Genomic DNA, 24,277 nt, shown 5'->3' with positions numbered 1-24,277 from the left:
GCCCGGTAGCTCGTCAGGCTCATAACCTGAAGGCCGCAGGTTCAAATCCTGCCCCCGCAACCACTGAGACTTGCAAATTCTTCCAATCCTTCCTCTTTGCTTCAAGCTCCTCGGCGTAAGCCTCGAGGAGCTTTTGCTTTTTAAGCTCCGTGTCCAACTCGCCAGCGGCCATGGCTGCCTGCATGGCCGAGCTTCGCCACCGCTTCGGCCGCCGGGTCCAGCAGCTTGTCATCATCTTCAACTTAAGCTCTTCGAGCCGGTTCGTGTCCCCGTACGACGCCAGAGACCGCTTGAGGTCGAGGATGAAGGCCGAATGCCTCCTCCTGTTCACCACGATAAGGTCGGGTGTATAGCTTCCTTTGGCCGGATGGAGGCAGGTGTGCCGTTTCGAGACCTCTTCTGTAAAATCCGATAGTTGGGGTCTTCCTCGAGACTGAGGCACGCCGGGCGCTCGGCATCGGCCAGCCCGCCTCTCCTCCGCAGGTTGCTGCTTCATCTCCGTTGTCGTCACGCGTCGGTGCGCTGCGGGGTGAAGGCCGCCTGATCGCTCGCTGCGAGCCTGACGATGAAGCATTCGATAGCGATGGGTTCGATGCCGCAGACGATAGCGCGGATGAACCGGACGAGGACGAGCGGATCTCTTGGCCGCCGGAGCGTATCCGCTTCGGTTTTGCGCGACGGCTGCTCGACGCCTGATCGCCGACCGCGGGGCTCCTGCCCACGCTGAGGCTGCGGCACTGACGCTGCAGCCTGCCCTTTCCAATTCTCCCCATCATGAGCGCTGACCGCCCCGCGGTCCGGCGAGGAGACACTGCATGTCCCAACACAAACACGATCACTCCGGTGACGACCTTCGATGCGACGCCATTACGCAGACGAGCGATGTCGCACGCCGAACCTGCACGCACGACATCGACCCTGCGATCATCATCGGTCTTGCTCTCGGCCATGCCCGGCAAGGCGGCAACGACAGCCGGTCCATTCCGGCGCCCGTGATGGCACGGCTTGATGCGCTTGCCGATCATGGGGATACCACCTGCCACCTGGTCCGCAACTGGATCAGCGGCAGGATGAATCCGCCCATAGAGGCTTTCGGACTGATGCGACGTCGATCCCCCGACGGCGGCGTCACAGCGGAAAACACTTCCGCTGCCTTCCCCAGCGAGGTGCTGTGATGGATCGGCTGTCTTCTTTTCTTGTCCGGCGCCTGCGGCACATGAGCCGCCGCGAAGTCCGACGTCTCGCCGTCCGCAATGGGCTGCTGACGATGACGGTCGCCCAGGTCGACCGGCAAATCGTTGGTCGCTACCTGCCAGCCTTCGATCCCGCGCATCTCTCCGGAAATGCGGAACGGGACCGGATCTGGGTGCGTGAGAAACTGGCGGCGTTCCTAATTGAGCCGGAACAGCCGAAGGCAGGAGGCACAGATCTGCCGGCGCCGGCCCCCGTCTTGCCTCGCCACTTCCGGCGCCTCGGCCCTGGCCCGACGGTAGGCAGCGCCGCTGCAGCCCATGCCGCTCGCGTCGTTGGCGAAGCAGGGGAGGCGTCCAACGTGAAGGCGGTCGCGACCGTGCTTCTTCTCGCTGCCGCAATGCATGAGTCAGGCGTCGCACTTCGTGACCTCGTGAGGCTTCTGCGTCGGCGAGCGCCGGTGGCCTCGATCCATCTCCAGGTAGATGGCTTCGAAAGGGCACTGCTGAGGCTTGTTGAGAAGACGCCACTCGCGCCCTTCGGCCCTTACGTCGGGATGTCTGCAGACTTTGCTTTCGATGAAGCGCTGTGGGCGTGGGTGAAGGCGAGGCCAAGCGCGTCTTCGTCCACGTCCTGGTAGGCGACGATCTACGTCTCAACCGGCAGACCATGCGGCGGCAATTGTTGCGAGCCCTGACACATGGATCTCCCGTTCTTGCCGTCTCCGAATCACATCAGGAGATCCCCGACCAGATCGACCTCACCTGCGACGTCAGGCTCACGGGCGGCGGCATCGACACAGCATTGCTCCTCGATCTGTTCGAAGCCGTCTACGGCCGTGAACCTGCGTCCGGTCACGACATCCTCATCCGCAAGATCGACGCGGCGGCGCTGACGCTGGACGACCTCGCCATCGCCATTCGGCCGGAGCGGCCCTTGCACCTCAGCATCGAGGCGCTGGTTGGGCTTGCAGGCCGCAATCGTCAGGAAGAGGCAGAAGGCGATGGCAAGGATGACGGGACCTTCCAGCGACGACGGATTACGCAGAGCACGAGCGAGAGACATCGCAAGAGAGCTGAGGCTGAGGAGGGGAAGGCAGAAAACGCCTCCAAGGCTCGCAAGAGGACCAAAGCGAAAGGCAAACCTACCGGCGCGGAGGTCATCCAACCACAGACCATCTACGACGAGGGAGCCGGAAAGCCATCGCTGATTGTCGAGTCATTGTCCGGCTACGGCGCCGCAAAGGAATGGGCCCTAGGGCTGAAGGCGGATCTCGCTGATCACCGGAATGGAGAGTTGCCTTGGTCAGACATGAGCACCAAGCTTTTGCTCTCGGGTCCCCCAGGAACGGGCAAGACCACGTTCGCACGGGCGATGTGCAACAGCCTGCAAATCCCGCTGGTCGTCACTTCGGTTTCGACGTGGCTTCAGGGTGAATACCTGCACGCGGTACTGGATCGGATGACGGACACCTTCGCCGAGGCGCGAGCGCAGGCGCCGTGCATTCTCTTCATCGACGAGATCGATGGCATCGGCACGCGGGTATCGGCGTCGCGGCAGTACGCGGACTATTGGAATGCCTGCGTCAACAAGCTGCTAGAACTGCTTGATGGTACGGTGAAGAGCGAGGGCGTCATCATTGTCGGTGCCACAAACAGGCCGCACGAGATCGACGAAGCCATCCGAAGGTCCGGCCGGCTGGAGACGCATATCGATATCCCACGGCCCGACATCCCGGCGCTTGCTGGCATTCTCGCGCATCACCTGGACGCCGATCTCGAGATGATTACAGCCGGTGGACGGGAAGGAGCCGTATCTTGATCAGTTCGACAAACGAGCAAGAATCGCAGACTTTCCGCAGTGACAGGGCGCAGGAGAATGGGCGAGGACAGGACCTTCTATCCACGCAAGACGATGCGGCGGCGCATGCTTTGCTGCGGCTGGCAACGCGAGCAATGGGTCTCACCGGCGCCGATATCGAACGTGTGGTGCGTGAGGCGAGACTGAAGGCACGACGGGAGAAGCGGCCTCTGACTTATGCGGATCTCGAAGCTGGCATCCGCGGTCACCGGCCGCCTCTACCCCACGACGTCCGCTGGCGCTTGGCGGTCCACGAATCCGGCCATGCCGTTGTCCACCACGCGCTGCGTCTCGGCTCCGTCAAGGGACTGACCATTGACGCCAAGGACGGTGGACACAACGCGATCACTTTCGGCGACGGAGGCCCTGACACCGCCGAGTGGTATGAGCGGCTCCTCGCGCTGCTGATGGCAGGGAGAGCAGCGGAGCTGATCGTGCTCAAGACGGCCTCCGCCGGCTCCGGCGGCGCCGAGCACAGCGACCTCGCCCGCGCCACCCGCATTGCCACCAGCATGGAGCAGACGCTGGGGTTTGGAACCAGACATCCACTGCTCTATCTCGAACATCCAGATCCGACCGCGATCCTCGCCGTGACGCCGACCTTGCAAAGCGCGTTCATCAGCGGCTTGAGTTCGCCCAGGCACGAGCGACGGACGCCATTCTGGAAAACCGGAAGGTTTTTGACCGGCCGGTCAGCGCGCTCTTTGATGGCAAGGCGCTCGACGGTGATGCAGTCACGGCGATCCTCACCCCGTCGACCTGACGCTCCAAGCTCGACGCCGTCGTCACGCGAAGGACGGCGTCTCGATCACACCCTCTTCAACTGGCTTTAATGCAGCTTCAGTTGTCGGCAAATTGTCCGGATGCGTCTCGCATCACCGGCAACTGGAAACAAATTGCGGTCATTTGATTCAGAAACATCGACGGGCGATTCGAGACTGCCGGTAGATGATTCCAATGCCGAGATATTTGTTTCCAATTTTTCGGTCACCGATTCCAAAGTCGAGAAATCTGATTCAGCCGATGAGGAAGGTGGATCTCCGGCGTCGGCTGCCAATGCGTGCTTGCCCTCTCCACGGTCAGTAGGTTGCCGGCGATGGGACGCAAGGTGCCCACAACGCAAAACAAATTGCGGTCATCGGATTCACAGTTCCAGATTTCCGATTCAGAAAACTATGGTTCCGATTCACCGGAAAACGGCTTGCGCCGGTTCGCCGGTCCTCTGACCATGGAAGTGCCATCCATGACAAGAAGAGGGGGGAAGGCGTGGCACGACAGACCCAGGACGAGCGCAACGCGAGGCAGCGGGAGCGGCAGCAGCGGCTCAGGGACCGGCATCGGGCTGAGCGGCGCCCCGACCGCGACGACGTGGCACGGACCCTGCTCGTCTGGACGATTAAAAGCTATCTCGCCGAGGGGCGGCATGACTGGATCGAAGAGCTCGCCGACGCCGTGACTGGGCTCCTTGTCGACCAGGGTTTTGACGAGCGGACCGCGTACGAGGTCTTCGACGATCTGGTCGATCGCTACGGCCGCTCCGGGCAGCCCTTTCGGCTGAAGGCTTACTTCCGGGGCTGACAGTCGCGCGCCTGCTTGCTCAGGTTGATCACTGTTCTGCAAACGGCGTTTTCGCTGTGGGACTTCGTCCCCCCGTTACTTCGTGAAACGCCGTTTGTCTCTGAATCGCTTTTCTCAGACGTTCCTCATTAAGTCTGCGTGCACGTACTGCAGCATATTCGTGACTTCGGCTGGTCGTAAGCGGCAACCCGATGTTGTCGGCAGTACGTCGCGACAGTATGCTGGCGCGACATTTGCCTCACGACCGCAAAGGGGCCGAGAGCGGACGGACAGGTTTCGGGCGCGTGATCTACTGAAGCAAGCGACGACAGCGACCGCGGCACAACAAGATTTGGAACAGAGCGATGATGGCTTGCAAAGCTTGACAACATTCGCCCGTGGATTTCGCACAGAAGACGTTCGCGGCTCTTGCGATGGCGCAGTACCATCATGCGGAAAGCTTGACATGACAACGTACATCGTACTCACGAAGGGTTCGCTTGACCGGCCCTGACGGAAGGATCTCATGACCTCTCGCCCGAAAGTTATTACCTTGTGTGGCTCCAGCCGCTTCCCTGAAGCCTTTCATCTCGCCAACCTTCACCTCACCCTGCAAGGACACATCGTGATCAGCTTGGGTGCCTTCGGCCATGCCGATCAGCCCGGAGGGTCTCGGTTTTTATTGTCCGACGGGGACGAGAGTACCGCCGAGAAGCAAGCGATTGATCAGTTGCATTTCCGTAAGATCGACCTCGCCGACGAGATCTTCGTGGTTAATGTCGGTGGCTATGTCGGGTCCAGCACGCAGCGTGAAATCAGTTACGCTCGCTCGCTGGAAAAGCCGGTCAAGTGGATGTTTCCGACGGAGGATAACGGCTAGCTGCTGGCGTTAAAGATGATGTTCTGATCAGGATCGGCATGTCAGACACTGTCGTTGGCGACACGTCTTCAGCAGGTCGGATCCGACGGATCGGTGGCTTCATGCGCTTTTCCGTTATCATCAGATAAGCCTTTTCTCTGTGCCTCACCAGCTTGGATGGGAGGCAAGCCTTCAGGTCACCATCCTCGTGACGATAGACGAGGTCACAAGGGTCCCACATCGCGTGGGGGGGCACCCAAACGTAAGACTGTCTCGATAGCCCCTCACTAAGCCGATCCTCGCGCGAGCCTTGCCGATGGTCGCACAGGTAAACTTCAAGACACGCGCAGCGTCATCAATTGACAGACGTGAGTTTTCATGCCACATATAGTGCCGCGAATGGGAGCAGCAGCCGTTGATGACCCGAACATACACAAGTCCGCTACGAGTGCAGAAATCACGCGAGACCAGGCAAGCCATACTCATGGCGCTTTACTCGCTGATGGGTTCCTCTCAAATACCTGACGATATCAGCATGGAGGCGATCGCAGCAGAGGCAGGTATCCAGCGGCGGACGGTCTTCCGTCATTTTGCGACAAAGGAAGATCTGCTTTCAGCGTTCTGGCACTGGCTGAACGATCGGATTGCAGTTGCCGTGGCACCTAAGCACCCGCAGGATGTGATAGAGGGGCCGCAAAAAGCCTTTCCGCAGTTTGACATTCACGAGACAGCCATTCGCGCAGCGCTGCACTCTCGTGCTGGTCGAGAAATGCGCCGAGCAATGGTGTCTGAGCGTCAAAAGAACTTCAAGGCGGCGCTTTCACCTGCCCTCTCCGGTCTTCCCGCGTCCGACGCTCAAAAGGTCGAGGCGCTGGCGCACCTGCTTTATTCGGCCTCCGCATGGGAGGTCTTGAAAGATTACGGCGGTCTCGACGGCACCCAGGCCGGCGAGGCCGCTTCCTGGGCGCTCGAACTGATCTTGTCCGCGTTCAGATCGAGCGACACTGCGGCGGACACCACCATCGCAGCCAAAGGAGTATCGCGATGACTATTGAAGTGACGACGGCTGACAACGCTGATTACCTTTGGGTAGTGGCTGACCGCATTCGCTTCCTCGGAGGTGTGCCTGGGTCGGACCTGGAACTGCTCGATATCGAAGTTCCACCCGGCTCGGGAACGCCTCCACATGTCCACGAGTCGCCGGAACTGATCTACATATTGGAAGGGGAGTTGACGCTCCGTCAGTTCGATACCGACCAGTTCCCGCGAGAAATAAAAGCCGGTGCTGGTACATCCGTGAAGGTGCCGTCGCGGGTGCCTCACAACTATAGCAATGAGAGCAGCGCTCCGGTACGCATGCTGGTGATGATAGCGCCATCAATGATCGCCTTCTTCCGCGACATCGGATCCGAACACCGTATGGAGGGTGTTCCCGACTTCGCACGCATCGGCGCAGCCATGAGCCGCCATGGCATCGAGACTTTACCAATGGCCGCATAGAATTGGATTGGATTGGCCGCTCGGGCGGCAGACAAGCCGCACCGAGCCCTCGCTACTTCCTACCCGCGCCTGAAGACTCTCCTCTGTGCCAGGGCTACCCGTCAGCCGACAGTGCCGTGATGGCATTGACTTCGGAGCGTCACACGATCCTGCAGGAAAAGGTAATCAATGTTCTACGCTGGGCAGAGCTGGCCTAGAACGCGTTGCCGACGCGCCGATTGTTTTCGAGCCGCATGATGCAGCCATTCACCTTGGCCATCAGGAGATCGAGATCGACCGGCTTAGTCAGGTAATCTTCTGCGCCGGCCTGCAGGCCAACCAGCGTATTCTCCCTATCCGTCAAAGCAGTCAGCATGATGAACGGGATTCGGGAGAACTCCGGATGATTGATATGGAGCTCGGCCAAGAGTTCGTGTCCGTTCATCACAGGCATTGAGATGTCGCACACGACGATGTCCGGCCACGAGCTTACGATGACCTCCAAAGCCTCCTTGCCGTTGCCGGCCTCCAGTGTCTTCAGGCCTGCGTCCTGAAACTCCTCGACAAGCAGCTTGCGGATTTCGACCTCGTCATCGACGCAAAGAATGGTGATCATGCTTTTTCTTTCTGGTTAGGCGGCTTCTATGAGCGCTTGGGTCTCGTCCATCGGCAGATGAATGGTGAAAATGGTGCCTGCTCCGATCACGCTGTCGACGATGATGCAGCCTCCATGCAGCTCAACGATCTCTTTTACGATGTTGAGCCCGATGCCGGTCCCGGCGATACCGGTTGCACTGCGAGCCCGGAAATAGGGCTGAAACAGCCGAGGCAGATCTTCAGCGTCCATGCCGATGCCCCCGTCACGAACTGACATCTTGGCCAATCCATCCTCCTGCCAGCCGCGCACATAAACATCCGGTGCGTGAGGCGCATATTTGACGGCATTGGAGAAGAGATTCGCAAAGACCCGCTCAAAGGCTACCGGATCAAGATCCAATTTGCCGGGAAGACTGTCCAAGTCCAGGTGGAAGTGGTGTGTGCCACTGATCTGTTGCCGTTTGTCTGCACACTCGAGCACCAATGCCGAAAGCGAAGTTTCGGTTTTTGTGATCTCGATCGTACCACTTTGCAGACGTCCTGCTGCCAAGATGCTCTCCATCAACTCCACCATACGAGCGACGGCACCCTTTATTTGATTTGACTTCTCAGCCAGGTACTCGCTGGTGACAGCAGACTTGGTACGTGTCAGTCGCTGTGCCGCACTATCGATGATCGCAAGCGGTGTTCTAAACTCGTGAGATATCATCGCCACGAAGCGACGCTGGAGCGCGTTCGCCTCCCGCTCCTGCTGTAACAATCGATCCAGTTCTGCATTCTTCTGCTGGACTTCCGCAGTCCGCACCTCGACGAGCTTCTCCAGTTGGTCGCGATGTTCTCGCAACTTCTGTTCGCTCTGCCGAAGAGCTTGAAGCGCAAGCTGTCGCTCGTGAACTTCTTCAAGAAGGCCGTACCAGCGCACGATGGCGCCAGTTGCGGAACGTTTGGGAGCAGCCCGGCTACGAAACCACCTATAGCCGCCGGCCGCCGTCAGGACACGAAACTCCACGTCAAGGAGCTGACCTGTTCGAACTGATGCTTGCCATAGTGACATGACCAACTCGAGGTCATCGGGATGAACGGAATGCTCCCATCCTCTCCCTGCGGCATCATCTACCGAGCGTCCGGAGAGGTTGGTCCATTGCCGTCCAACCTCTATGATCTCACCTTCGGCATCAGCCACCCAAGGGGTCTGCGGATGAAGTTCTATGAACGAGCGATGATGCTCTTCGCTCTCGCGCAGCACCCGCTCGGCTGTTCTCAGTTCAGTGACGTCATTTATCTCAACGACGAGAAAATTTGCTGTTGTGCCCCCTGCCGGCAAAGACACCACTCGTTTGTGAGTGATCTGGGTCCGTCTTGTACCGGTCGGGCCGGTAACCTGCTCCTCGAACAGCTCTTCCGCCTTGGTCGCGAAGATCTGAACGTCCTTAGCCCGAATAGCGTCCGCTTCTGCCTTCGGCAAGAAATCATGGACGCTGCGCCCTATTGCTTCACAAGGGCTTATCCCCCCCATCAGCCTGCATGCTGCATCATTGAGGAAGACAAAGCGGGAGCACTCGTCCTTGACGAACACTGGTCGCTGGGCTCCCTCCAGAATGGAGGCTAAGGTTTCTCGGATGATGGAGTCGCTAAGGGCTGTCTCTGGCATGTCTTCACCTGACCGGACGTATGGACAAAGAATAGGCCAGACATATGCGTATCGTCTAAATCTCCCCTCTAAAACTTTAGCGTTCCCTTATAGAATCTGACGGGTGAGAACTTATGGATGAAGCCGAAGCTATAGGCCGTCCGGTCCGCATGCTGGTGATGCTGCCGTCAATGATTGCTTTCCGCGATATCGGCTTCGAACAGCGCACAGAGGGTGTTCCCGACTACGCGCGCATCGGCGCAGCCATGGCTCGGCATGGCATCGAAACGCTGTCGTTGGCGGCGTAGACCTACGGTTATGCTGGAGCTAGCTCGCTGAGCGGGCTCCAGCAGACTTCGATTGTTGTGCCGCATCCAATTAGTCCCAAAAGTCGTCGCTCTTGGTCTGGGCTCAGCCCAAAGGGGCTGATTGACCGAATGACATGGCATCCTGATGACCGCCAATGGCGATTCATGCGCCATAACGGCCATCGGCCCGAAGCGGAGTCCTGGCAAGGCGCAAGGCTTGGCGTCAGAGCTTCTCCCTGGAACTGAAGCTCGTGGCTAGGATGGCGCATAGGATAAGGCCAGATGCCGCCATGAATGTAATCGAGAATCCGTCCGCCACCGCGTTCTCGGCAGAAGCCGACAGGTTACCGTCGCCCACTGCGAACATAAACAAGGTCATCATCGCCGACGCGCCGGTTACAAAGCCCAGATTCCGGGACAAACCTAGCAGTCCAGAGAGAACGCCTCGCTGGCTGTCCGGTGCGGCCGTCATGAGCGCCGCGCCGTTGGCCGCGAGAAACATCTGGAAGCCAGGCGTCAGTATGATCAAGGAGATCACGTATCCTGCAGCCCCCGTATATCGCGGAAGCAGCGCCAGTGACAGGAAGCCGATACACGTCTCGATCAACCCTGCGGTCATAACCGCGCGGGTACCGAACCTATCCACGGCTCGTCCGGCTGCGATCCCGGTCAGCGCGGCAGTAACGGGACCGACTGACATGACGAGACCGATCACGCGGTTATCTAGTTTGAGGCTTAGCGACAGGTAGAATGGCCCCACCACAAGAGTTGTCATCATGACCATCGACAAGATCAAGTTGGTTGCCAGCGCTGTGGCGACAGGTTGGCTTCGAAGGACCGCAATTGGGACCAACGGAAACTCCGCCTTTGTCTCCACCAGTACAAACGCGGCCACAGCCATCAGAGCTGCGAGCAGAAGGAAACCGGACGAGCCCGCGCCTCCCGCCTTCGACATCAGGAGCGAGTAGAAGATCAATGCTGTCCCAAGCAAGAAGGCACCAAACCAGTCCACGCGGTCAGACTCACTTTCCGTGGTGGGAGAGTCCGCTGGGATGGTGGTCATGGAGGCAATGGTTGTTGCCACTCCAAGTGCTGCGAGTGGGACAAAAACCGCACGCCACCCGAAGCCGGACAACAGGATGCCGCCAAGGGACGGACCAAGCGCAGTACCGACGGCCGACATGGTGCCCAGGAGGCCCATCGCCGATCCGATGCGATCTTTGCCCACCGCTTCCTTGAGAATGGACATGGGAAGCGCCATCAGAACCGCCGCTCCGATACCCTGTACCGCGCGCGCCGCAGCCAATGCGCTGAGACTTTGAGCAAGGGCGCAAAGAGCGGAGGCGACGGTAAAGATGGTCAGGCCTCCGAGTAGGATGCGTCGGGAACCCAGTGCGTCGCCAAGTTTGCCAGCAACAACAACAGTAACAGTTGCGGCCAGGAGATATGCGATCACGACCCATTGCATGGTCGAGGTTGGTGCTGAGAATTCGTCTGCGAGGGAAGGTAGGGCGACGGTAACAACGCTCACGCCGAGAGAGCCCAACAACACTGATCCTGCCAAGGCGTAGGTGACAGGGGGACTGCGCATACCGATAGAGGGGATTTTCATGTTCATTCCTCTTGCTATTGAGAGCATCGGCGCTACCGTGCCACTTCAAGTCAACTTGAGGTCAAGAGGGAAAATGCTGGATATCGGCTTGCTGTCTGAGAAGACCGGGGTGCCACCCTCGACACTGCGGTACTATGACGAGATCGGCTTGATCGAGTCCCTCGGTCGCCGTGGCCTCCGGCGGCAGTTCGGGTCGGAGGCGCTCACGCAGATCGCCCTGATACAGCTCGGAAAGTCCGCGGGCTTCTCGTTGGAAGAGATGAAAGGCATGATCGGCAAGGACGGAAGACCCGCCATCCCACGCAACGCCTTCCACGCAAGGGCCGACGCTCTTGAGGTCCAGATCAAGAAGCTCGCGACGCTCGCAAAAGCGTTGCGGCATGTGGCGGAATGCAAGGCGGAGAGCCATATGCAATGCGCAAAATTTCGAAGGCTTCTGAAGGTTGCATCCCACTCGACCAAGAAGGGGCAGAGCCACGCAACCTCCCCTCCTTATCTTCAGGCCGTCACACATGTTCAAGCCAAGAAGCACCGCTTATCATGTGATGGTTGCACTGAGACAAAGGCTGGAAAGCGAGAACGATACTGAGTAGCGGAGTGACGTCATGCTCCTGGTCTGCTTTGTCCGGGGGACAGACGGCTTTTCCCTCGGACGCACCCATGGCGGTCTCGTTCCTATCTTTTCAGCGATAAGGTTGCCGGACACCCCGCTTTATGTGGTGCAGACTGTGGAATGAGCAGTAGGCGCGGCAAAGGCACCCGGTAGGCCTCAACGAGCCAGTCGGGTTCTCGCGGCGTGAAGGGGCAGGCGGTTGAAGATGATTACCCGCAGAAGCCTGCTCACCGCCACCGTCGGCGCCGATGCTTTCGCTGCCATGCTTCCGCGTTTGGCCTTTGGTCAGGAAATCACTGAGAAGGCGGTCTTCTACGACCCGGATGCGCCGGTTCTCGGCAATCCAAAGGGGAACGTCACGGCGGTGGAGTTCTTCAATTACCAGTGCCCCTATCCCAAGAAGATCCATCCCACGCTCGAGAGGGTGGTTCGCGAGGACGGCACCGTCCGGTTCATCATGAAGGACTGGCCAGTCTTCGGTGCCGCGTCCATCTTCGCCGCCCAAGCCGTACAGGGTGCCGCCAGACAGGCAAATATGAACCTGCCATGGAAACACTGATGAACGGCCTGAGCCTAGCTGAGGATAGACGACAAGAACTCGCGGGTCCGTTCATTCTTCGGCGCACCAAGAATCGCCTCCGGTGCCCCTTGCTCGCAGATGCGTCCCTTGTCGAAAAAACACACGCGGTCCGACACTTCGCGCGCAAACCGCATCTCGTGGGTCACGAGCAGCATGGTCAGGTCATGCTCGTGCGCCAGGTCGCGTATGACCGAAAGCACCTCGCCGACCAGCTGTGGATCGAGTGCGGAAGTCGGCTCGTCGAACAGCAGGACACGTGGCCGCATGGCCATGGCTCGGGCGATCGCTACCCGCTGCTGCTGTCCGCCCGATAGCTGCACTGGATAATGGTCCTTCTTGTCCGCCAGTCCTACCATCTGCAGCAGTTCGATCGCCCGCGCCTCGGCTTCCGCCCGTGCCATGCCGAGAACGCGAATCGGCGCCTCGACAATATTGCGAAGGACGGTCATGTGCGGAAACAGATTGAAACTCTGAAAGACCATGCCGACGTGGTTGCGGATCTGGCGCAGATGCTTTTCGGAGGCCTGGAATCGCCCACCAACGCCCGGCTCATGGTAGGACATTCCATCAAGCGTCAGTCTTCCCTCCTGAAATGGCTCAAGTGTCATCAAGATGCGCAGGACGGTTGATTTTCCCGACCCGGACGGTCCGATCAATGTGACCTTCTCTCCCTTGGCCACGCTGAAACTGAACTGATCCAGCACGGTCAGGATGCCAAAGCGTTTGGTCACGTCCGAAAACTCAATGAGAGGCGTATCTGTCTTTTCGTTCATCGCAACGGGATCCCTGCTTTGGGAAGAGCCTTCTGCAGCCGGTGAAGTCCAGCTGAGCAGATCAGCGTCAGGAGAAGGAAGATCAGGCCGACAAGTGTCAGAGGCACGAGGTATTCAAAGGTCCGCTCCCCGATCATGTTGGCGAGCCCCATCATCTCCAAGACGGTGATGACGGAAAGAACCGGCGTTTCCTTGATCATGGCCACGAGATAATTGCCCATGGCCGGTACGATGCGCGGAACGGCTTGGGGGATGACGATGTCGCGATAGGTTTGCAACCGAGTGAGGTTCAGCGCAGTGGCTGCTTCCCACTGGCCATGATGCACGGCTTCGATGCCCCCGCGATACACTTCCGACGTATAAGCTGCATACTGCAGGCCGAGTGCCAGTGCCCCGGTCAAGAAGGCTGGCATGACAATGCCAAAGTTCGGCAGCACGTAATAAAGAAAGAACAGTTGAACCAGAAGCGGCGTGTCCCGAAGGAACTCGACGATGAAAGCGGTCGTCCAGGAGATGAGCTTCACTTGGCTGCGGCGTAGCAGTGCGAACACGAGGCCAAGGACCAATGCAATGGCAAAGCCCGCTGCCGCCGCCTTCAAGGTCACCGTCAGACCGATAAGGATGATCGGAAGGATCGAGATCGTGTAGGTGAGCCAGGTGGTCGTGTCCCATTCGTAGCCGTACATCATGATGACACTTCCTCAGGAATGGGCCGAGCGGGGGAAGACATCACCGCGCCTGACGACATGTTCGATCATACGGATGGCGACCATCAGCACGAGGGACATCGCGAAATAGCACAGCAGCGTGACCGAATAGATGCTGGCGCTGTCCAGGGTCAGGTTGCGGATCGACTGCGCCGTGAAGGTGAGATCGGCGATCGAGATCAGCGAGACGAGCGAGGAGAGCTTCAGCGTTTCAATGGCCAGATTGCCGAAGGCGGGCATCATCTCAACGATCGCCTGTGGCAGCGAGATCCGGAACAGGGTCTGGAAACGATTGAAGTTCAATGCTCGGGCGGCCTCAAGCTGCTGCGTGGAGACGGAGGAGAGCGCACCGCGGACGATTTCCGCACCGTAGCCGCCGGCATGGGCAGCAAGAACTAGGATCCCCGTCGTGATCGGTTCGAAGCTCAGGCCGACCAGCGGCAGCGCGTAGTAGAACCAGAACAGCTGGACGAGCAGCGAGGTGCCGCGAAACACCTCCGTGTAGCACAGCGCTATCTTGGACAGCACCGGCCCTCCTTCGACGCGCAGGATGCCGAAGAAGAACGCAAGTGCCGCGCCGATCACGATCGAGGCAAGCGTGATCGTCATGGTGACGCCAGCACCTTGCAGTATCATCGGCAGGTATGCACTCCAGTCCATGGTCTCCCCTCGCAAGCTGCAGCGCCCGGGAGCCCCGGGCGCCGACCGTTGCTATTTCCCGGCGCAGAGATCTGCGACGTTCTTCGCGGCGGCGGCCGCGATGCTCTGCTCCGACAGGCCGTATCTGCCGAGGATCGCCTTATACTCGTCGGTCTTGCGGAACTCGACGAGGCCTGCGTTGAAGGCATCGCGCAGATCTTTGTCTTCCGGACGGAAGGCAAAGCCGCCATAGTTGCGCACCGGTGCACCGTCGACAATCGGATCCTCGAACGGAGAAACTTGCTCGACCTGTTCCTGGCCCTTTGCGAGCTCGGAGACGGTGAGTTCGGTGGCCGCATAGGCATCGACCCGGCTCTGGACGGTCGGGATGGCGTCCGCATTCGCCTGAATGAAGACGATCTGCTCGTCCTTGACGCCCACGGCGCGCAGGAAGTCGACATTGTTGGCACCGGACACCACGGCAACCGTCAGCGAAGGATCCTTGGCAATGTCGGCATAGGTCGTCAGTCCCTTGGGATTGCCCTTCTTGACCAAAAGCCCTTCACCGTAGGAGGAGTTCGGCTCCGTGAAGGCAACCTGCTTGCAGCGCTCCGGAGAGATGTTCTGCTCGGCCGCGACGAAGTCGAAACGCTTCGCCTTGAGGCCCGGAATGAGTGTCCCGAATGGCGTGACGGTCCAGTTGACCTCCTCGATGCCCATGGATTTCAGGACGGCGTTCGCAACGTCCGGTCCGATGCCGGCCGAGGTGCCGTCGGGCTGCATATAGGAGTAGGGGACTTCGTTCGCCGTCGCGGCGCGGATATAGCCCTGCTCCTTCACCTCTTCCACGGTAAGGGCGTTGGCGGACGTGAAGCCCATGATAAGCGCAAGGGCGGATAGCCCGGAGAGTCTTGATATCTGCATGTCTATTCTCCTCTGGTTAGCGTTTTTTGTGGCCCGTTTTCGGGTCTCACGTCGTACTTCCGGTCAGTCTACTCCGTGATCGTTGCGATGACGGAGAGGCAGTCGCCAGCCTTGATAAGGCCGGGGACGTGTCGGGCCGCGAGCACGCCATCCATGGCGGCGCGGTAATCAATGGGCGGGATGCCTGTCCTGCTGACGGGGTAGACGCGGGCGATGACGTCCCCCGCCGCGACCGGATCGCCGAGATCGCGACCGAATGCGACCAGCCCGTCGTCCTCCGCGAAGGCGAAGCAGTCGCTCGACGGCATATCCAGCCAACGGGTCGGCCGGATCTCCGGGGCCCCCGCCAGGATACCGGCGTGACGCAGGAGGTTGAGGGTGCCCTTGCGAGCGATGTCGATGGAATGAGCGCTCGCGGTGCCGGCACCACCGAGCTCCGTGGTGACGAAGACCTTGCCCATTTCCTCGGCTGTCGTATCCAGCATTCCGACCGCATCGATCTCCAGCATCTTCATCGAGTATGGCGCAGAGAAGGCCGCGACCGCCTCAAAGCAGCGTGCCTCCTGCGTCTTGTCCGGCAGTTCGTGCGCTGCGGCATAGGGCAGGAAGTCGAGGGTTTTTCCGCCCGAATGGAAGTCGAGCACGATGTCCGACAACGGGATCAGGTGGCGCGTCACGTAGTCGGCGATCTTCTCCGTCACCGTGCCGTCCGGCCGGCCCGGGAAACTGCGGTTGAGGTTGCCGCGGTCGATCGGCGAAGTCCGTGTGCCGGCCCTGAAGGCCGGATAGTTCAGCGCCGGCACGATGATGATGCGCCCGCTCACCTGCGACGGATCAAGTGTCTGCGCCAGTTCGAAGAGAGCGGCCGGACCTTCGTACTCGTCGCCATGATTGGCTCCGGTGAGAAGCGCCGTCGGGCCGCTGCCATTGGCGATGACGCAGATCGGGATCATCACCGAGCCCCAGGCGCTGTCATCGCGGCTGTAGGGCAGCCGCAGATGGCCGTGCTGCACACCCTTCATGTCGAAATCGACTGAAGGAGCGATAGGAGAGGGACGGGGCGCGGTGGTCAGCATCACGTCATGCCTTTACGAACAACTGGCGCGGCACATTGGAGAGACATTCGACGCCGGTTTCGGTGATCGCAATGCTCTCGGTGATTTCCAGCCCCATATCTTCGAGCCACAGTCCTGTCATGAAATGGAACGTCATGCCGGGCTTCAACTCCGTCCGGTCGCCGGGGCGCAGACTCATCGTGCGCTCGCCCCAGTCCGGCGGGTAGGAAAGTCCGATCGGGTAGCCGGTCCGGTTGTCCTTGATGATCCCGTATTTCTTCAACACCGCGAAGAAGGCATTGGCGATGTCCTCGCAGGCATTGCCGGGCTTTGCAGCGGCAAGGCCTGCCTCCATCCCTTCCAGCGTCGCCTGTTCCGCATCGAGGAAAGCCTGCGTCGGCTTGCCTAGAAAGACGGTGCGCGAGAGCGGGCAGTGGTAGCGCTTGTAGGCGCCGGCAATCTCGAAGAACGTGCCTTCGCCCAGGCGCATCGGCTTGTCGTCCCAGGTCAGGTGGGGCGCCGACGCATCCGCCCCCGACGGCAGAAGGGGGACGATCGCCGGGTAATCCCCCCCGAACTCGGCGGTGCCGCGTATGCCCGCATCGTAGATCTCGGCGACAAGGTCGCACTTGCGCATGCCCGGCTCGACGACGTCGACGATCCGCTTGTGCATCAGTTCGACGATCTTGCCGGCCTTGCGCATATAGTCGAGTTCGGTCGGGCTCTTCACGGCGCGCTGCCAGTTGACGAGGCCAGCCGCATCCTTGAAGCGGGCATTCGGCAGATGCGTCTGGAGGGAAGCGAAGGCGGCCGCTGAGAAGTAGTAGTTGTCCATCTCGACGCCGACCGTCAGACCGGACCAGTTGCGCTCGTCGATGATCTGCGAAAGCAGATCCATCGGGTGACGCTCGGTCGACTGCACGTAATGGTCGGGATATCCGATGATGTTGTCGCGCTCGATATAGGCGGTGCGCTTCGCGCCATTGGCATCCTGCTTACGGCCATACCAGATCGGCTCGCCGTTCGGCGGCACCAGCACGCATTGATGCACATAGAAGGACCAGCCGTCATATCCGGTCAACCAGTGCATGTTGGAGGGATCGGTGACGATCAGCAGATCGATCCCGGCCTTTTCCATGGCGCGACGGGTCTTGGACAAGCGCTCGGCATATTCGTCGCGCGTAAAGTTCAGCGTCACGCTCACGCCGCATCTCCCTTGTTCACATTATTCTCGATTGTCTGGCCGCATCTTGCATCTGCTGCGCGGGCGAGCGCGAGATTGGCAATTGCGGTATCCTGCACGCCGGTCCCGGTAAGATCGGCGAAGGTGATATCCTTGGGTCCGGTCCGCCCCATGGCCTTGCCGGCGATGACGGCTCCAAGTTCCGCAAACGGGTGGTCCAGGGGTGCGGTCCCAGCCTCGATGGCATGATGTAGTTCGCCGAGGATGCGCGTCTGCGTGATCCGGTCTGCGACATAGGTTGCCCGAGCAAAAACAGCCGGATCGATCTCGTTCTTGTGCTCGGCGTCCGAGCCCATCGCCGTCAGGTGCTGGCCCGGCTCCAGCCACTCCGCCATCAGGATCGGCTTCTCCGCCGGGGTGGTGGTGACGATGATGTCGGCACCGCTTGTCGCCTCGCGTGGATCGGCCACGGCAGTGACCTCGATCCCGTGCTCGCGCACGAATGCATCGGCAAGCCTTTGCGCTTTTCCAGGATCACGGGCCCAGATTCGGGCCGACCGGATCGGCCGCACCAGCGCCAGAGCTTGAAGCTGCAACCGCGCCTGCATCCCCGCGCCGAAGATTGCGGCGACGGAGGCCTCTTCGCGCGACAGATGGCGGGCCGCGACAGCACCCGCGGCCGCCGTGCGCACGTCGGTGAGATAGCCATTGTCGAGCAGCAGGGCCTCGACCAGCCCGGTTCTGGCGCTCAGCAGGATCATCAGCCCATTGAGGCTGGGCAGGCCGAGCTTGGGATTGTCGAAGAACCCGGGGCTGACCTTGATGGCGAAGCTGTCAAAGCCTGGAACATAGGCGGTTTTGACGTCCACCTCGCCGCGAAATTCGGGGATGTCGAGGCGCAGGATCGGGGGCATCGAGACAGGTTTGGTGGCAAGTGCCGCAAAAGCCTGCTCGACGCAATCGACGGCAGAAGCGTCGAGCTTCATGATGGCGCGGAGATCCCCTTCCGTCAGGATGCGGATACGGCTCATCGGGTGCTCCTCCCAATGAGGTTTCGGTGTATCTCAGGATCGATGTTGCCGCCGGAAACGATGACGGCAGTAGGGCCAACGAGTTGGACCTTGTCCGGGAGGATTGCAGCAATGCCGACTGCTCCCGCCCCCTCCACGACCTCGTCTTCTTCGCGGGCCGCATGCCGGATACCAGCAGCGATCTCGTCCTCGGTCAGCAGGACGACGTCATCGAGAAGGTCGCGGCAGAGCGCGAAGGTGACTCGGTTTGCCAGTCCGATGCCGCCGCCGAGCGAGTCCGCCAGCGTCTCCTCCTCGCGGACCGCGACGGGCTTGCCGGCCGCGATGGCCGTATGCATGGCCGCACCGCGTTCCATGGAAATGCCAATAATGCGTGCCTGCGGCTTCAAGGCCTTCACCGCCACCGCAATGCCACCCGCCAGCCCCCCGCCGGAAAGCGGAACGAGCACGGTCGCGAGGTCCGGCAGGTCCTCAATGAGTTCCAGGCCCATCGTACCCTGGCCGGCCACCACATCGACGTCGTCAAAGGGCGGGATCGGAGTGAGGCTAAACGTCTGCACCAGACGCTCGACCTCATCCTGTGCATCGTCCTGGGAGACGCCGACGATGCGGATGTCGGCACCGAGCGAACGGATAGCCTCGACCTTGTTCGCCGGAACCAGCGACGACATGCAGATGGTGGCCGGTACGCCGAGCTCGCGTGCGGCGTAGGCGACGGCGCGACCGTGATTGCCGGTTGAGGCAGTGACGAGACCGCGCCTCTTTGCCGCGTCCTCGAGCGACAGAATGGCGTTCATGGCGCCGCGCAGCTTGAACGCGCCAGTCGGCTGCCGTGTCTCGAGCTTGAGATAGACCGGTTGACCCGCACGTTCGGACAGGCTGGGAGAGGGAACGAGAGGCGTGCGCACGACCCCGCCCGCAATGCGTCTGGCAGCCCGTTCAACGTCCGCCAGCGAAACCGGCAGAACAGTATTCTCGATCACTCTGGACGGGCTCGCGCTCTTCATGATTGTCATGTTGCGAGCGAAGAAAAATCATGTCAATTATTATATTGTCATGATTCAATGATTCATCGCGAGCGTCAGCCGATGGAGCCTATGTCGTAGACGGGCGGCAGTTGCTCGAAGGCGTTGCGCACGGTCGTCAGTGCATTGCTGAGGGTCGCATGGCTCATCCGTCCGCCAAGGCAGATGCGGATGCCGCCGCCGTGGCCGGGGCCGGCGATGAAGGGTTCCGACGGCGAGACGGCGACATTCTGGTTGGCGAGTGCGCGCACCAGCCCGTCTTCGGTCCAGTGAGCCGGAACCTTAAGCCAGGCGCAAAGCGAGAGCGGGTGACTGGAGGCGACATGGTGGCCCAGGACTGTAGCCGCGACGGACTGGCGCGCGCGAGCTTCCCGGCGCTGGACGTCGAGCAGCCTCTGGGCCGTACCGTTCTCGATCCATCGGGTCGCGATCTCACCGCTCAGATAGGTGCCGCTCCAGCTCGACACGCGCAGGATCGACGCAGCGCGGATTGAATAGGACGGGGGGACCACCAGATAGCCGACGCGCAGTCCCGTCAGCACCGTCTTCGTAAAGCTGGTGACGAAGAAGCCGAGCTCCGGCAGCATCTCCGCGACCGACGGGAGATCCTCGTCGATCATCGGGCGGCAGACTTCATCCTCGACAACGAAGATTCCGTAGCGAGCGGCAATGGCGGCGATCTCCTTCCGCCGTACCGCCCCCATGACGTGTCCCGTTGGGTTGTTAAGAGTCGGGATCAGGACCATCGCGCGCACGCCGCCGGCAGCACAAGCCGCCTCCAGCGCGTCAGGCAGGATTCCGTCGTTGTCCGTGGGTAGGCCCCTCAAGCTAAAGCCAAGGACGTTGGAGAGACCGATGATGCCGTGATCTGTCAGGTTTTCGCACAGCACGACGTCGCCTGAGCGCACGACGCAGCTGAGCGCGAGAAAGACACCGTGGGCTGCGCCGTTGGTGACGATGATGCGATCGGCGCCGGCCGTGACGCCCAGTCTGCGCAGCCAGAGGCGCGCCGTCTCGCGATGCCGGTCAAGGCCTGCAATCGGCCGACAGGGGCGCATGAAGCTTGCAGTGTCGCTTTCGGCAAGCTCGTGGAAGATCTCGCGGCAGGCCGCCTCATGTTCCTCGAGATAGACTCCGCGAATGATGGAAAGGTCGAGCACCTCGTTGGGGCTGTGATCGAGCATCATGCGCCCGGCGCGGTCGGTCACGCGCGCCTTGACGAAGGTGCCGCGGCCAATCTCGCCGCTAAGAAAACCCAGCCGTTCCGCTTCCTTGTAGGAGAGGCTGACGGTCTGGACGGAAAGACCGAGATCGCGCGCCAGGTCGCGATGCGTCGGCATGCGATCCATCGGCTTCAGCACGCCGGCATCGATATCGGCGATGATGCGCTCGGTCAGCGCCGCGTGCTTCGTCACACCCTTCTGCTTGGTGAGGTGCGGCCGCCACGCCACGGGTCTCGTCGCGAGAACGGGACCGGTGGCGAGCGGATTGGCTTGGCGACGCATGAAATTGACTCGTTATTCGAGAACATGATTTCATGACAATATGCATGCTTCAGTGCAAAAGATGAAGCACTATGCAGTCCCGCAGCGCCTTTGCCTTTTGAAGAGGCGATGTGCTGGTGTTTGCACGCCGGGGCAAACGGCAGCCGAGGTGAAAGGCCCGCGGCCCGGAGAAGTCAAACCGCTTCGCCCGCGCGCACGAGATCGTCCATGACGGCACGAACCGCGGCCTCGGCAATGGAGACGATCTCGTCGACCTCGGCCGTCGTCGTCACCAGCGGCGGTGCAAAGCCAAGGATATCGCCATGCGGCATGGCGCGGGCGATGAGGCCGCGCTCGCGCGCCGCCTTCGACACGCGTGCTCCGACCGTCAGGTTCGGCTTGAATCGTGTCTTCTTCTCCCGGTCCGCGACGAACTCGATCGCGCCCATCAGTCCCACGCCGCGTACTTCGCCGACGATCGGAAGCTGTGCGAACTTCGTCTTCAGCTGTTCCTGGAAATAGCTGCCCACCGTGCGGGCATTGCCCGGAAGGTCCTCCTTCTCGACAATGTCGAGGACGGCGTTTGCTGCGGCGGCGCCGATCGGGTGGCCCGAATAGGTATAGCCATGGGAGAATGCGCCGACGCGGTCAGCGCCGTCTTCCAAGACCTTGAACACCTTCTCGCCGACGATTGCGCCCGAGAGCGGGAAATATGCGGACGTCAGTCCCTTCGCGACGGTGATCAGGTCGGGTTCGATGCCGTAATGCTGCGATCCGAACATCGAGCCGGTGCGCCCGAAGCCGGTAATGACCTCGTCGGCGATGAGCAGGATGTCGTACTTTCTGAGGACCTTTTGCACTTCCTCCCAATAGCCCTGCGGCGGCGGCGTGATGCCCCCGGTCCCGAGAACGGGTTCGGCGATGAAGGCACCGATCGTGTCCGGATCCTCGCGCAGGATCAGAGCCTCGAGCTCATCTGCGCGGCGCTTGGAGAATTCCTGCTCCGTTTCGTCTGCTTCCGCGCCCCAGTAGTGATGCGGGGCTCCGGTATGGAGAATGCCTGCACGCGGCAGGTCCATGTGGTCGTGATAGAAGCTCATGCCGGTCATCGAACCGGAAACGACGCTGCAGCCGTGATAGCCGCGCTCGCGGGAGATGATCTTCTTCTTGTTCGGCTTGCCGCGCAGGTTACTGTAGTACCAGACGAGCTTGGCCTGGGTCTCGTTGGCGTCCGAGCCGGACATCCCATAGAACACCTTGCTCATCTTGCCCGGTGCCATCTTCACCAGGCGATTGGAGAGGATCGCCAGTTCATCCGTCGTGTGGGCGGCATAGGAGTGGTAGTAGGCGAGGCGGTAGGCCTGGCGGGAAATGGCCTCGGCGACTTCCGTCCGGCCATATCCGACATTGACGCAGTAGAGCCCGGCAAAACCGTCGATCAGTTCCTTGCCATGTGCATCCTGGATGCGGATGCCCTTGCCGGTCTCGACGATGGTCGGGTCGCCCATCTTGCCGGAGGCGAAGTCCTTGAGCTGCGTGAAGGGATGCAGGACCGAGTTGCGGTCCATCTCGGCGACTTGGTTAAGGTTCATGGTCATGGGAGGCTCCTTTCATGCAGCGAGGTTGCCGAAGCAGACGTATTTTGCCTCGAGATATTCCAGCAGGCCGTGGCGTGATCCCTCACGGCCAAGGCCGGATTGTTTCCAGCCCCCGAAAGGAATCGGCGCTCCGGTGAATTTCGGGGTGTTGACGGCAACCATCCCGTATTCGAGCCGGTCGGTAAGACGCATGGCGCGGCCCAGATCGTTTGTGTAGACATAGGCTGCGAGTGCCATTTCGCTCGCATTGGCACGGGCCAGCACCTCTTTCTCGTCGTCGAAGGGAAGGATCGCGGCCACCGGCCCGAACGTCTCCTCCCGTGCGATCAGCATGTCGTCGGTGACATCGGCAAGCACGGTGGGCGTGACGAAATTGCCGCCGAGTGGGCTGTCCTGCCCGCCGCAGACGAGACGCGCGCCGGCTGAAAGAGCCTGTGCGATCTGCTGGCGGCACTTTTCCCCGACCGACGGGCGCGTCATCGGGCCGATATCGACGTCGGGTTCAAGGCCGTGCCCGACGTTCAGTTCATAGGTAGCCTTGGTGAACTGCTCGACAAAGCGATCGTAGATGCTGCGCTGGACGTAGATGCGATTGGCGGCCAGGCAGTCCTGGCCGGACGTAGCGAATTTCGCCTTGATGCAGTCGCTGACGGATCTGGAAAGTTCGGAATCGTCGAACAGGATGAAGGGGGCATGGCCACCCAGTTCGAGCGAGGCCTTCTTTACCGTCGCGGCGGACTGGGTGAGGAGGATGCGCCCGACCTCCGTCGAGCCGGTGAACGAAAATGCCCGCACCTCGGTGTTTTCCAGGAGGCGGCGGGCAAGCGGCGCGGCCTCGCCCGTGAGGACCTGGAAGACGCCCGCCGGCACTCCGGCCTCCTTGGCGAGCCTGGCCAGGGCAAGCGCCGAAAGCGGCGTTTCGGGCGCGGGTTTGACGATCATCGTGCAGCCGGCCGCGAGAGCAGCGCCGGCCTTGCGTGTGATCATGGCGGAGGGAAAATTCCATGGCGTGATGGCGACGGTGACGCCGAGAGGCTGCATCTGCACCGAAAGGCGGCTGCCGGGCAGATGGCTGGGCATCGTCTCCCCGTAGGCGCGCTCGCCCTCGGCGGCGAACCAGTCCAGGAAGTTCGCCGCATAAGAAATCTCGCCCAGGGATTCCGCCAGCGGCTTGCCCTGTTCGCAGGTCATGATGACGGCAAGGTCCCGCGCGTTTTCCTGCATCAGCCTGGCCCATGTCCGCAGGATCTCCCCACGTGCAGCCGGCAGCCTGTTGCGCCAGTCGAGGAAGGCACGTTTCGCTGTCTCCACAGCGTCGTCAGCATCCTGCAGCGAGCAGGCAGCGACGTCGGCGAGACGTTCTTGTGTCGCCGGATCGATGACGCGCAGGGTTTCCCGGCGCTCCGCCCACTCGCCGTTCAAGAAGGCGCGGCTTTCGAGCAGATCCGGCCGGCGCAGGTTTTTCAGAGCAGCAATAGCGATGCCTTCCATGGGGCCTCCAGGGGGTTTACACGCAGTCTAGTCTCGGACGAAGGTCGAGAGGCTGCGTCGCCTAGGGAGGTGGTGCAGTAA

General features: G+C 60.9%; 27 protein-coding genes. 12 read left to right on the top strand and 15 right to left on the bottom strand.

Annotated features, from left to right (window positions below; genetic code table 11):
- Window positions 1–19: 19 nt before the first annotated feature.
- Complete coding sequence (locus LXM96_RS04605; protein WP_239997161.1) at window positions 20–334, bottom strand: hypothetical protein; 315 nt, start codon at window positions 332–334, stop codon at window positions 20–22.
- Window positions 335–501: 167 nt separating this feature from the next.
- Here LXM96_RS04605 and LXM96_RS04600 point away from each other — a divergent pair, with 167 nt between their 5' ends.
- The 9 genes from LXM96_RS04600 to LXM96_RS04560 all read left to right on the top strand — a co-directional run bounded on the left by LXM96_RS04600 (window position 502) and on the right by LXM96_RS04560 (window position 6,967).
- Entirely contained in the window at window positions 502–696 is a 195-nt protein-coding gene (locus tag LXM96_RS04600) for a hypothetical protein (protein ID WP_239997160.1), read from the top strand.
- Between the two features lie 119 nt (window positions 697–815).
- Window positions 816–1,175, top strand: a complete 360-nt coding sequence (locus LXM96_RS04595) for a hypothetical protein (RefSeq protein WP_239997159.1) — start codon at window positions 816–818, stop codon at window positions 1,173–1,175.
- A complete protein-coding gene (locus LXM96_RS04590) occupies window positions 1,175–1,831 on the top strand; it encodes a hypothetical protein (protein WP_239997158.1) in 657 nt (218 codons plus the stop codon). The genes LXM96_RS04595 and LXM96_RS04590 overlap by 1 nt, the downstream gene beginning before the upstream one ends.
- Window positions 1,786–3,012 (top strand): AAA family ATPase, encoded by a 1,227-nt coding sequence (locus LXM96_RS21725; RefSeq protein WP_239997157.1) that lies wholly within the window; start codon window positions 1,786–1,788, stop codon window positions 3,010–3,012. The genes LXM96_RS04590 and LXM96_RS21725 overlap by 46 nt, the downstream gene beginning before the upstream one ends.
- Window positions 3,009–3,884, top strand: coding sequence for an ATP-dependent metallopeptidase FtsH/Yme1/Tma family protein (locus LXM96_RS04580; RefSeq protein ID WP_239997156.1), 876 nt, complete (start codon window positions 3,009–3,011; stop codon window positions 3,882–3,884). The genes LXM96_RS21725 and LXM96_RS04580 overlap by 4 nt, the downstream gene beginning before the upstream one ends.
- 433 nt (window positions 3,885–4,317) lie before the next feature.
- Entirely contained in the window at window positions 4,318–4,629 is a 312-nt protein-coding gene (locus LXM96_RS04575; RefSeq protein ID WP_239997155.1) for a hypothetical protein, read from the top strand.
- Between the two features lie 505 nt (window positions 4,630–5,134).
- Window positions 5,135–5,488, top strand: coding sequence for a hypothetical protein (locus tag LXM96_RS04570; protein WP_239997154.1), 354 nt, complete (start codon window positions 5,135–5,137; stop codon window positions 5,486–5,488).
- A 397-nt stretch (window positions 5,489–5,885) separates the two neighbouring features.
- Window positions 5,886–6,515 carry a TetR/AcrR family transcriptional regulator gene (locus tag LXM96_RS04565; RefSeq protein WP_239997153.1) on the top strand — a complete coding sequence of 210 codons (630 nt, stop codon included), beginning with the start codon at window positions 5,886–5,888 and terminating at the stop codon, window positions 6,513–6,515.
- Window positions 6,512–6,967, top strand: coding sequence for a cupin domain-containing protein (locus LXM96_RS04560; RefSeq protein ID WP_239997152.1), 456 nt, complete (start codon window positions 6,512–6,514; stop codon window positions 6,965–6,967). Before LXM96_RS04565 ends, LXM96_RS04560 begins: the two co-directional genes overlap by 4 nt.
- Before the next feature lie 193 nt (window positions 6,968–7,160).
- On the opposite strand, the gene LXM96_RS04555 is transcribed toward LXM96_RS04560, so the two are convergent.
- Both LXM96_RS04555 and LXM96_RS04550 read right to left on the bottom strand, forming a co-directional pair.
- On the bottom strand, window positions 7,161–7,562 hold the full coding sequence (locus LXM96_RS04555) for a response regulator (protein WP_239997151.1): 402 nt from the start codon (window positions 7,560–7,562) through the stop codon (window positions 7,161–7,163).
- A 15-nt stretch (window positions 7,563–7,577) separates the two neighbouring features.
- The gene (locus LXM96_RS04550) at window positions 7,578–9,194 is read right to left on the bottom strand and encodes a sensor histidine kinase (RefSeq protein ID WP_239997150.1); all 1,617 of its coding nucleotides are present in this window, start codon (window positions 9,192–9,194) and stop codon (window positions 7,578–7,580) included.
- Window positions 9,195–9,307: 113 nt separating this feature from the next.
- On the opposite strand from LXM96_RS04550, the gene LXM96_RS04545 reads away from it, so the two are divergent.
- Window positions 9,308–9,481: a hypothetical protein gene (locus LXM96_RS04545; RefSeq protein ID WP_239997149.1), complete on the top strand. Its 174-nt coding sequence runs from the start codon at window positions 9,308–9,310 to the stop codon at window positions 9,479–9,481.
- A 223-nt stretch (window positions 9,482–9,704) separates the two neighbouring features.
- On the opposite strand, the gene LXM96_RS04540 is transcribed toward LXM96_RS04545, so the two are convergent.
- A complete protein-coding gene (locus LXM96_RS04540) occupies window positions 9,705–11,093 on the bottom strand; it encodes an MFS transporter (RefSeq protein WP_239997148.1) in 1,389 nt (462 codons plus the stop codon).
- A gap of 73 nt (window positions 11,094–11,166) precedes the next feature.
- Between LXM96_RS04540 and LXM96_RS04535 the strand changes: the two genes are divergently transcribed.
- Together LXM96_RS04535 and LXM96_RS04530 are read left to right on the top strand one after the other, a co-directional pair.
- Window positions 11,167–11,682 (top strand): helix-turn-helix domain-containing protein, encoded by a 516-nt coding sequence (locus tag LXM96_RS04535; protein WP_239997147.1) that lies wholly within the window; start codon window positions 11,167–11,169, stop codon window positions 11,680–11,682.
- A 229-nt stretch (window positions 11,683–11,911) separates the two neighbouring features.
- A complete protein-coding gene (locus tag LXM96_RS04530) occupies window positions 11,912–12,265 on the top strand; it encodes a thioredoxin domain-containing protein (RefSeq protein ID WP_239997146.1) in 354 nt (117 codons plus the stop codon).
- 14 nt (window positions 12,266–12,279) lie between these two features.
- On the opposite strand, the gene ehuA is transcribed toward LXM96_RS04530, so the two are convergent.
- The 11 genes from ehuA to LXM96_RS04475 form a co-directional block, all read right to left on the bottom strand.
- On the bottom strand, window positions 12,280–13,059 hold the full coding sequence (gene ehuA / locus LXM96_RS04525) for an ectoine/hydroxyectoine ABC transporter ATP-binding protein EhuA (RefSeq protein WP_239997145.1): 780 nt from the start codon (window positions 13,057–13,059) through the stop codon (window positions 12,280–12,282).
- On the bottom strand, window positions 13,056–13,748 hold the full coding sequence (ehuD, locus tag LXM96_RS04520; protein ID WP_239997144.1) for an ectoine/hydroxyectoine ABC transporter permease subunit EhuD: 693 nt from the start codon (window positions 13,746–13,748) through the stop codon (window positions 13,056–13,058). Before ehuD ends, ehuA begins: the two co-directional genes overlap by 4 nt.
- 12 nt (window positions 13,749–13,760) lie before the next feature.
- Entirely contained in the window at window positions 13,761–14,426 is a 666-nt protein-coding gene (ehuC, locus tag LXM96_RS04515; protein ID WP_239997143.1) for an ectoine/hydroxyectoine ABC transporter permease subunit EhuC, read from the bottom strand.
- A gap of 51 nt (window positions 14,427–14,477) precedes the next feature.
- Window positions 14,478–15,329, bottom strand: a complete 852-nt coding sequence (gene ehuB / locus LXM96_RS04510; RefSeq protein ID WP_239997142.1) for an ectoine/hydroxyectoine ABC transporter substrate-binding protein EhuB — start codon at window positions 15,327–15,329, stop codon at window positions 14,478–14,480.
- 68 nt (window positions 15,330–15,397) lie between these two features.
- Window positions 15,398–16,405, bottom strand: coding sequence for a N(2)-acetyl-L-2,4-diaminobutanoate deacetylase DoeB (doeB, locus tag LXM96_RS04505; RefSeq protein WP_239997141.1), 1,008 nt, complete (start codon window positions 16,403–16,405; stop codon window positions 15,398–15,400).
- A gap of 4 nt (window positions 16,406–16,409) precedes the next feature.
- Entirely contained in the window at window positions 16,410–17,588 is a 1,179-nt protein-coding gene (gene doeA / locus LXM96_RS04500; protein ID WP_239997140.1) for an ectoine hydrolase DoeA, read from the bottom strand.
- Window positions 17,585–18,598, bottom strand: coding sequence for an ectoine utilization protein EutC (gene eutC / locus LXM96_RS04495; RefSeq protein ID WP_239997139.1), 1,014 nt, complete (start codon window positions 18,596–18,598; stop codon window positions 17,585–17,587). Before eutC ends, doeA begins: the two co-directional genes overlap by 4 nt.
- Complete coding sequence (gene eutB / locus LXM96_RS04490; protein WP_239997138.1) at window positions 18,595–19,614, bottom strand: hydroxyectoine utilization dehydratase EutB; 1,020 nt, start codon at window positions 19,612–19,614, stop codon at window positions 18,595–18,597. The genes eutC and eutB overlap by 4 nt, the downstream gene beginning before the upstream one ends.
- 65 nt (window positions 19,615–19,679) lie before the next feature.
- Entirely contained in the window at window positions 19,680–21,128 is a 1,449-nt protein-coding gene (gene ehuR, locus LXM96_RS04485) for a MocR-like ectoine utilization transcription factor EhuR (protein WP_239997137.1), read from the bottom strand.
- A gap of 173 nt (window positions 21,129–21,301) precedes the next feature.
- Window positions 21,302–22,705 carry an aspartate aminotransferase family protein gene (locus LXM96_RS04480; RefSeq protein ID WP_239997136.1) on the bottom strand — a complete coding sequence of 468 codons (1,404 nt, stop codon included), beginning with the start codon at window positions 22,703–22,705 and terminating at the stop codon, window positions 21,302–21,304.
- 12 nt (window positions 22,706–22,717) lie between these two features.
- Entirely contained in the window at window positions 22,718–24,196 is a 1,479-nt protein-coding gene (locus tag LXM96_RS04475) for an NAD-dependent succinate-semialdehyde dehydrogenase (protein WP_239997135.1), read from the bottom strand.
- Window positions 24,197–24,277 lie beyond the last annotated feature (81 nt).

The organism is Rhizobium halophilum, from assembly GCF_021648825.1.
GTDB lineage: Bacteria > Pseudomonadota > Alphaproteobacteria > Rhizobiales > Rhizobiaceae > Neorhizobium > Neorhizobium halophilum.
The sequence above is the reverse complement of the archived record's forward strand: the minus strand, read 5'-3'. Positions and strand labels throughout refer to the sequence as shown.

What these genes read in the sequence shown, in the direction of transcription:
- LXM96_RS04595 (WP_239997159.1), top strand. Translation starts at nt 816, where the DNA reads ATGTCCCAACACAAACACGATCACTCCGGTGACGACCTTCGATGCGAC.
- LXM96_RS04590 (WP_239997158.1), top strand. Translation starts at nt 1,175, where the DNA reads ATGGATCGGCTGTCTTCTTTTCTTGTCCGGCGCCTGCGGCACATGAGC.
- LXM96_RS04570 (WP_239997154.1), top strand. Translation starts at nt 5,135, where the DNA reads ATGACCTCTCGCCCGAAAGTTATTACCTTGTGTGGCTCCAGCCGCTTC.
- LXM96_RS04565 (WP_239997153.1), top strand. Translation starts at nt 5,886, where the DNA reads ATGACCCGAACATACACAAGTCCGCTACGAGTGCAGAAATCACGCGAG.
- LXM96_RS04560 (WP_239997152.1), top strand. Translation starts at nt 6,512, where the DNA reads ATGACTATTGAAGTGACGACGGCTGACAACGCTGATTACCTTTGGGTA.
- LXM96_RS04555 (WP_239997151.1), bottom strand. Translation starts at nt 7,562, where the DNA reads ATGATCACCATTCTTTGCGTCGATGACGAGGTCGAAATCCGCAAGCTG.
- LXM96_RS04550 (WP_239997150.1), bottom strand. Translation starts at nt 9,194, where the DNA reads ATGCCAGAGACAGCCCTTAGCGACTCCATCATCCGAGAAACCTTAGCC.
- LXM96_RS04545 (WP_239997149.1), top strand. Translation starts at nt 9,308, where the DNA reads ATGGATGAAGCCGAAGCTATAGGCCGTCCGGTCCGCATGCTGGTGATG.
- LXM96_RS04540 (WP_239997148.1), bottom strand. Translation starts at nt 11,093, where the DNA reads ATGAAAATCCCCTCTATCGGTATGCGCAGTCCCCCTGTCACCTACGCC.
- LXM96_RS04535 (WP_239997147.1), top strand. Translation starts at nt 11,167, where the DNA reads ATGCTGGATATCGGCTTGCTGTCTGAGAAGACCGGGGTGCCACCCTCG.
- LXM96_RS04530 (WP_239997146.1), top strand. Translation starts at nt 11,912, where the DNA reads ATGATTACCCGCAGAAGCCTGCTCACCGCCACCGTCGGCGCCGATGCT.
- ehuA (WP_239997145.1), bottom strand. Translation starts at nt 13,059, where the DNA reads ATGAACGAAAAGACAGATACGCCTCTCATTGAGTTTTCGGACGTGACC.
- ehuD (WP_239997144.1), bottom strand. Translation starts at nt 13,748, where the DNA reads ATGATGTACGGCTACGAATGGGACACGACCACCTGGCTCACCTACACG.
- ehuC (WP_239997143.1), bottom strand. Translation starts at nt 14,426, where the DNA reads ATGGACTGGAGTGCATACCTGCCGATGATACTGCAAGGTGCTGGCGTC.
- ehuB (WP_239997142.1), bottom strand. Translation starts at nt 15,329, where the DNA reads ATGCAGATATCAAGACTCTCCGGGCTATCCGCCCTTGCGCTTATCATG.
- doeB (WP_239997141.1), bottom strand. Translation starts at nt 16,405, where the DNA reads ATGCTGACCACCGCGCCCCGTCCCTCTCCTATCGCTCCTTCAGTCGAT.
- eutC (WP_239997139.1), bottom strand. Translation starts at nt 18,598, where the DNA reads ATGAGCCGTATCCGCATCCTGACGGAAGGGGATCTCCGCGCCATCATG.
- eutB (WP_239997138.1), bottom strand. Translation starts at nt 19,614, where the DNA reads ATGACAATCATGAAGAGCGCGAGCCCGTCCAGAGTGATCGAGAATACT.
- ehuR (WP_239997137.1), bottom strand. Translation starts at nt 21,128, where the DNA reads ATGCGTCGCCAAGCCAATCCGCTCGCCACCGGTCCCGTTCTCGCGACG.
- LXM96_RS04480 (WP_239997136.1), bottom strand. Translation starts at nt 22,705, where the DNA reads ATGACCATGAACCTTAACCAAGTCGCCGAGATGGACCGCAACTCGGTC.
- LXM96_RS04475 (WP_239997135.1), bottom strand. Translation starts at nt 24,196, where the DNA reads ATGGAAGGCATCGCTATTGCTGCTCTGAAAAACCTGCGCCGGCCGGAT.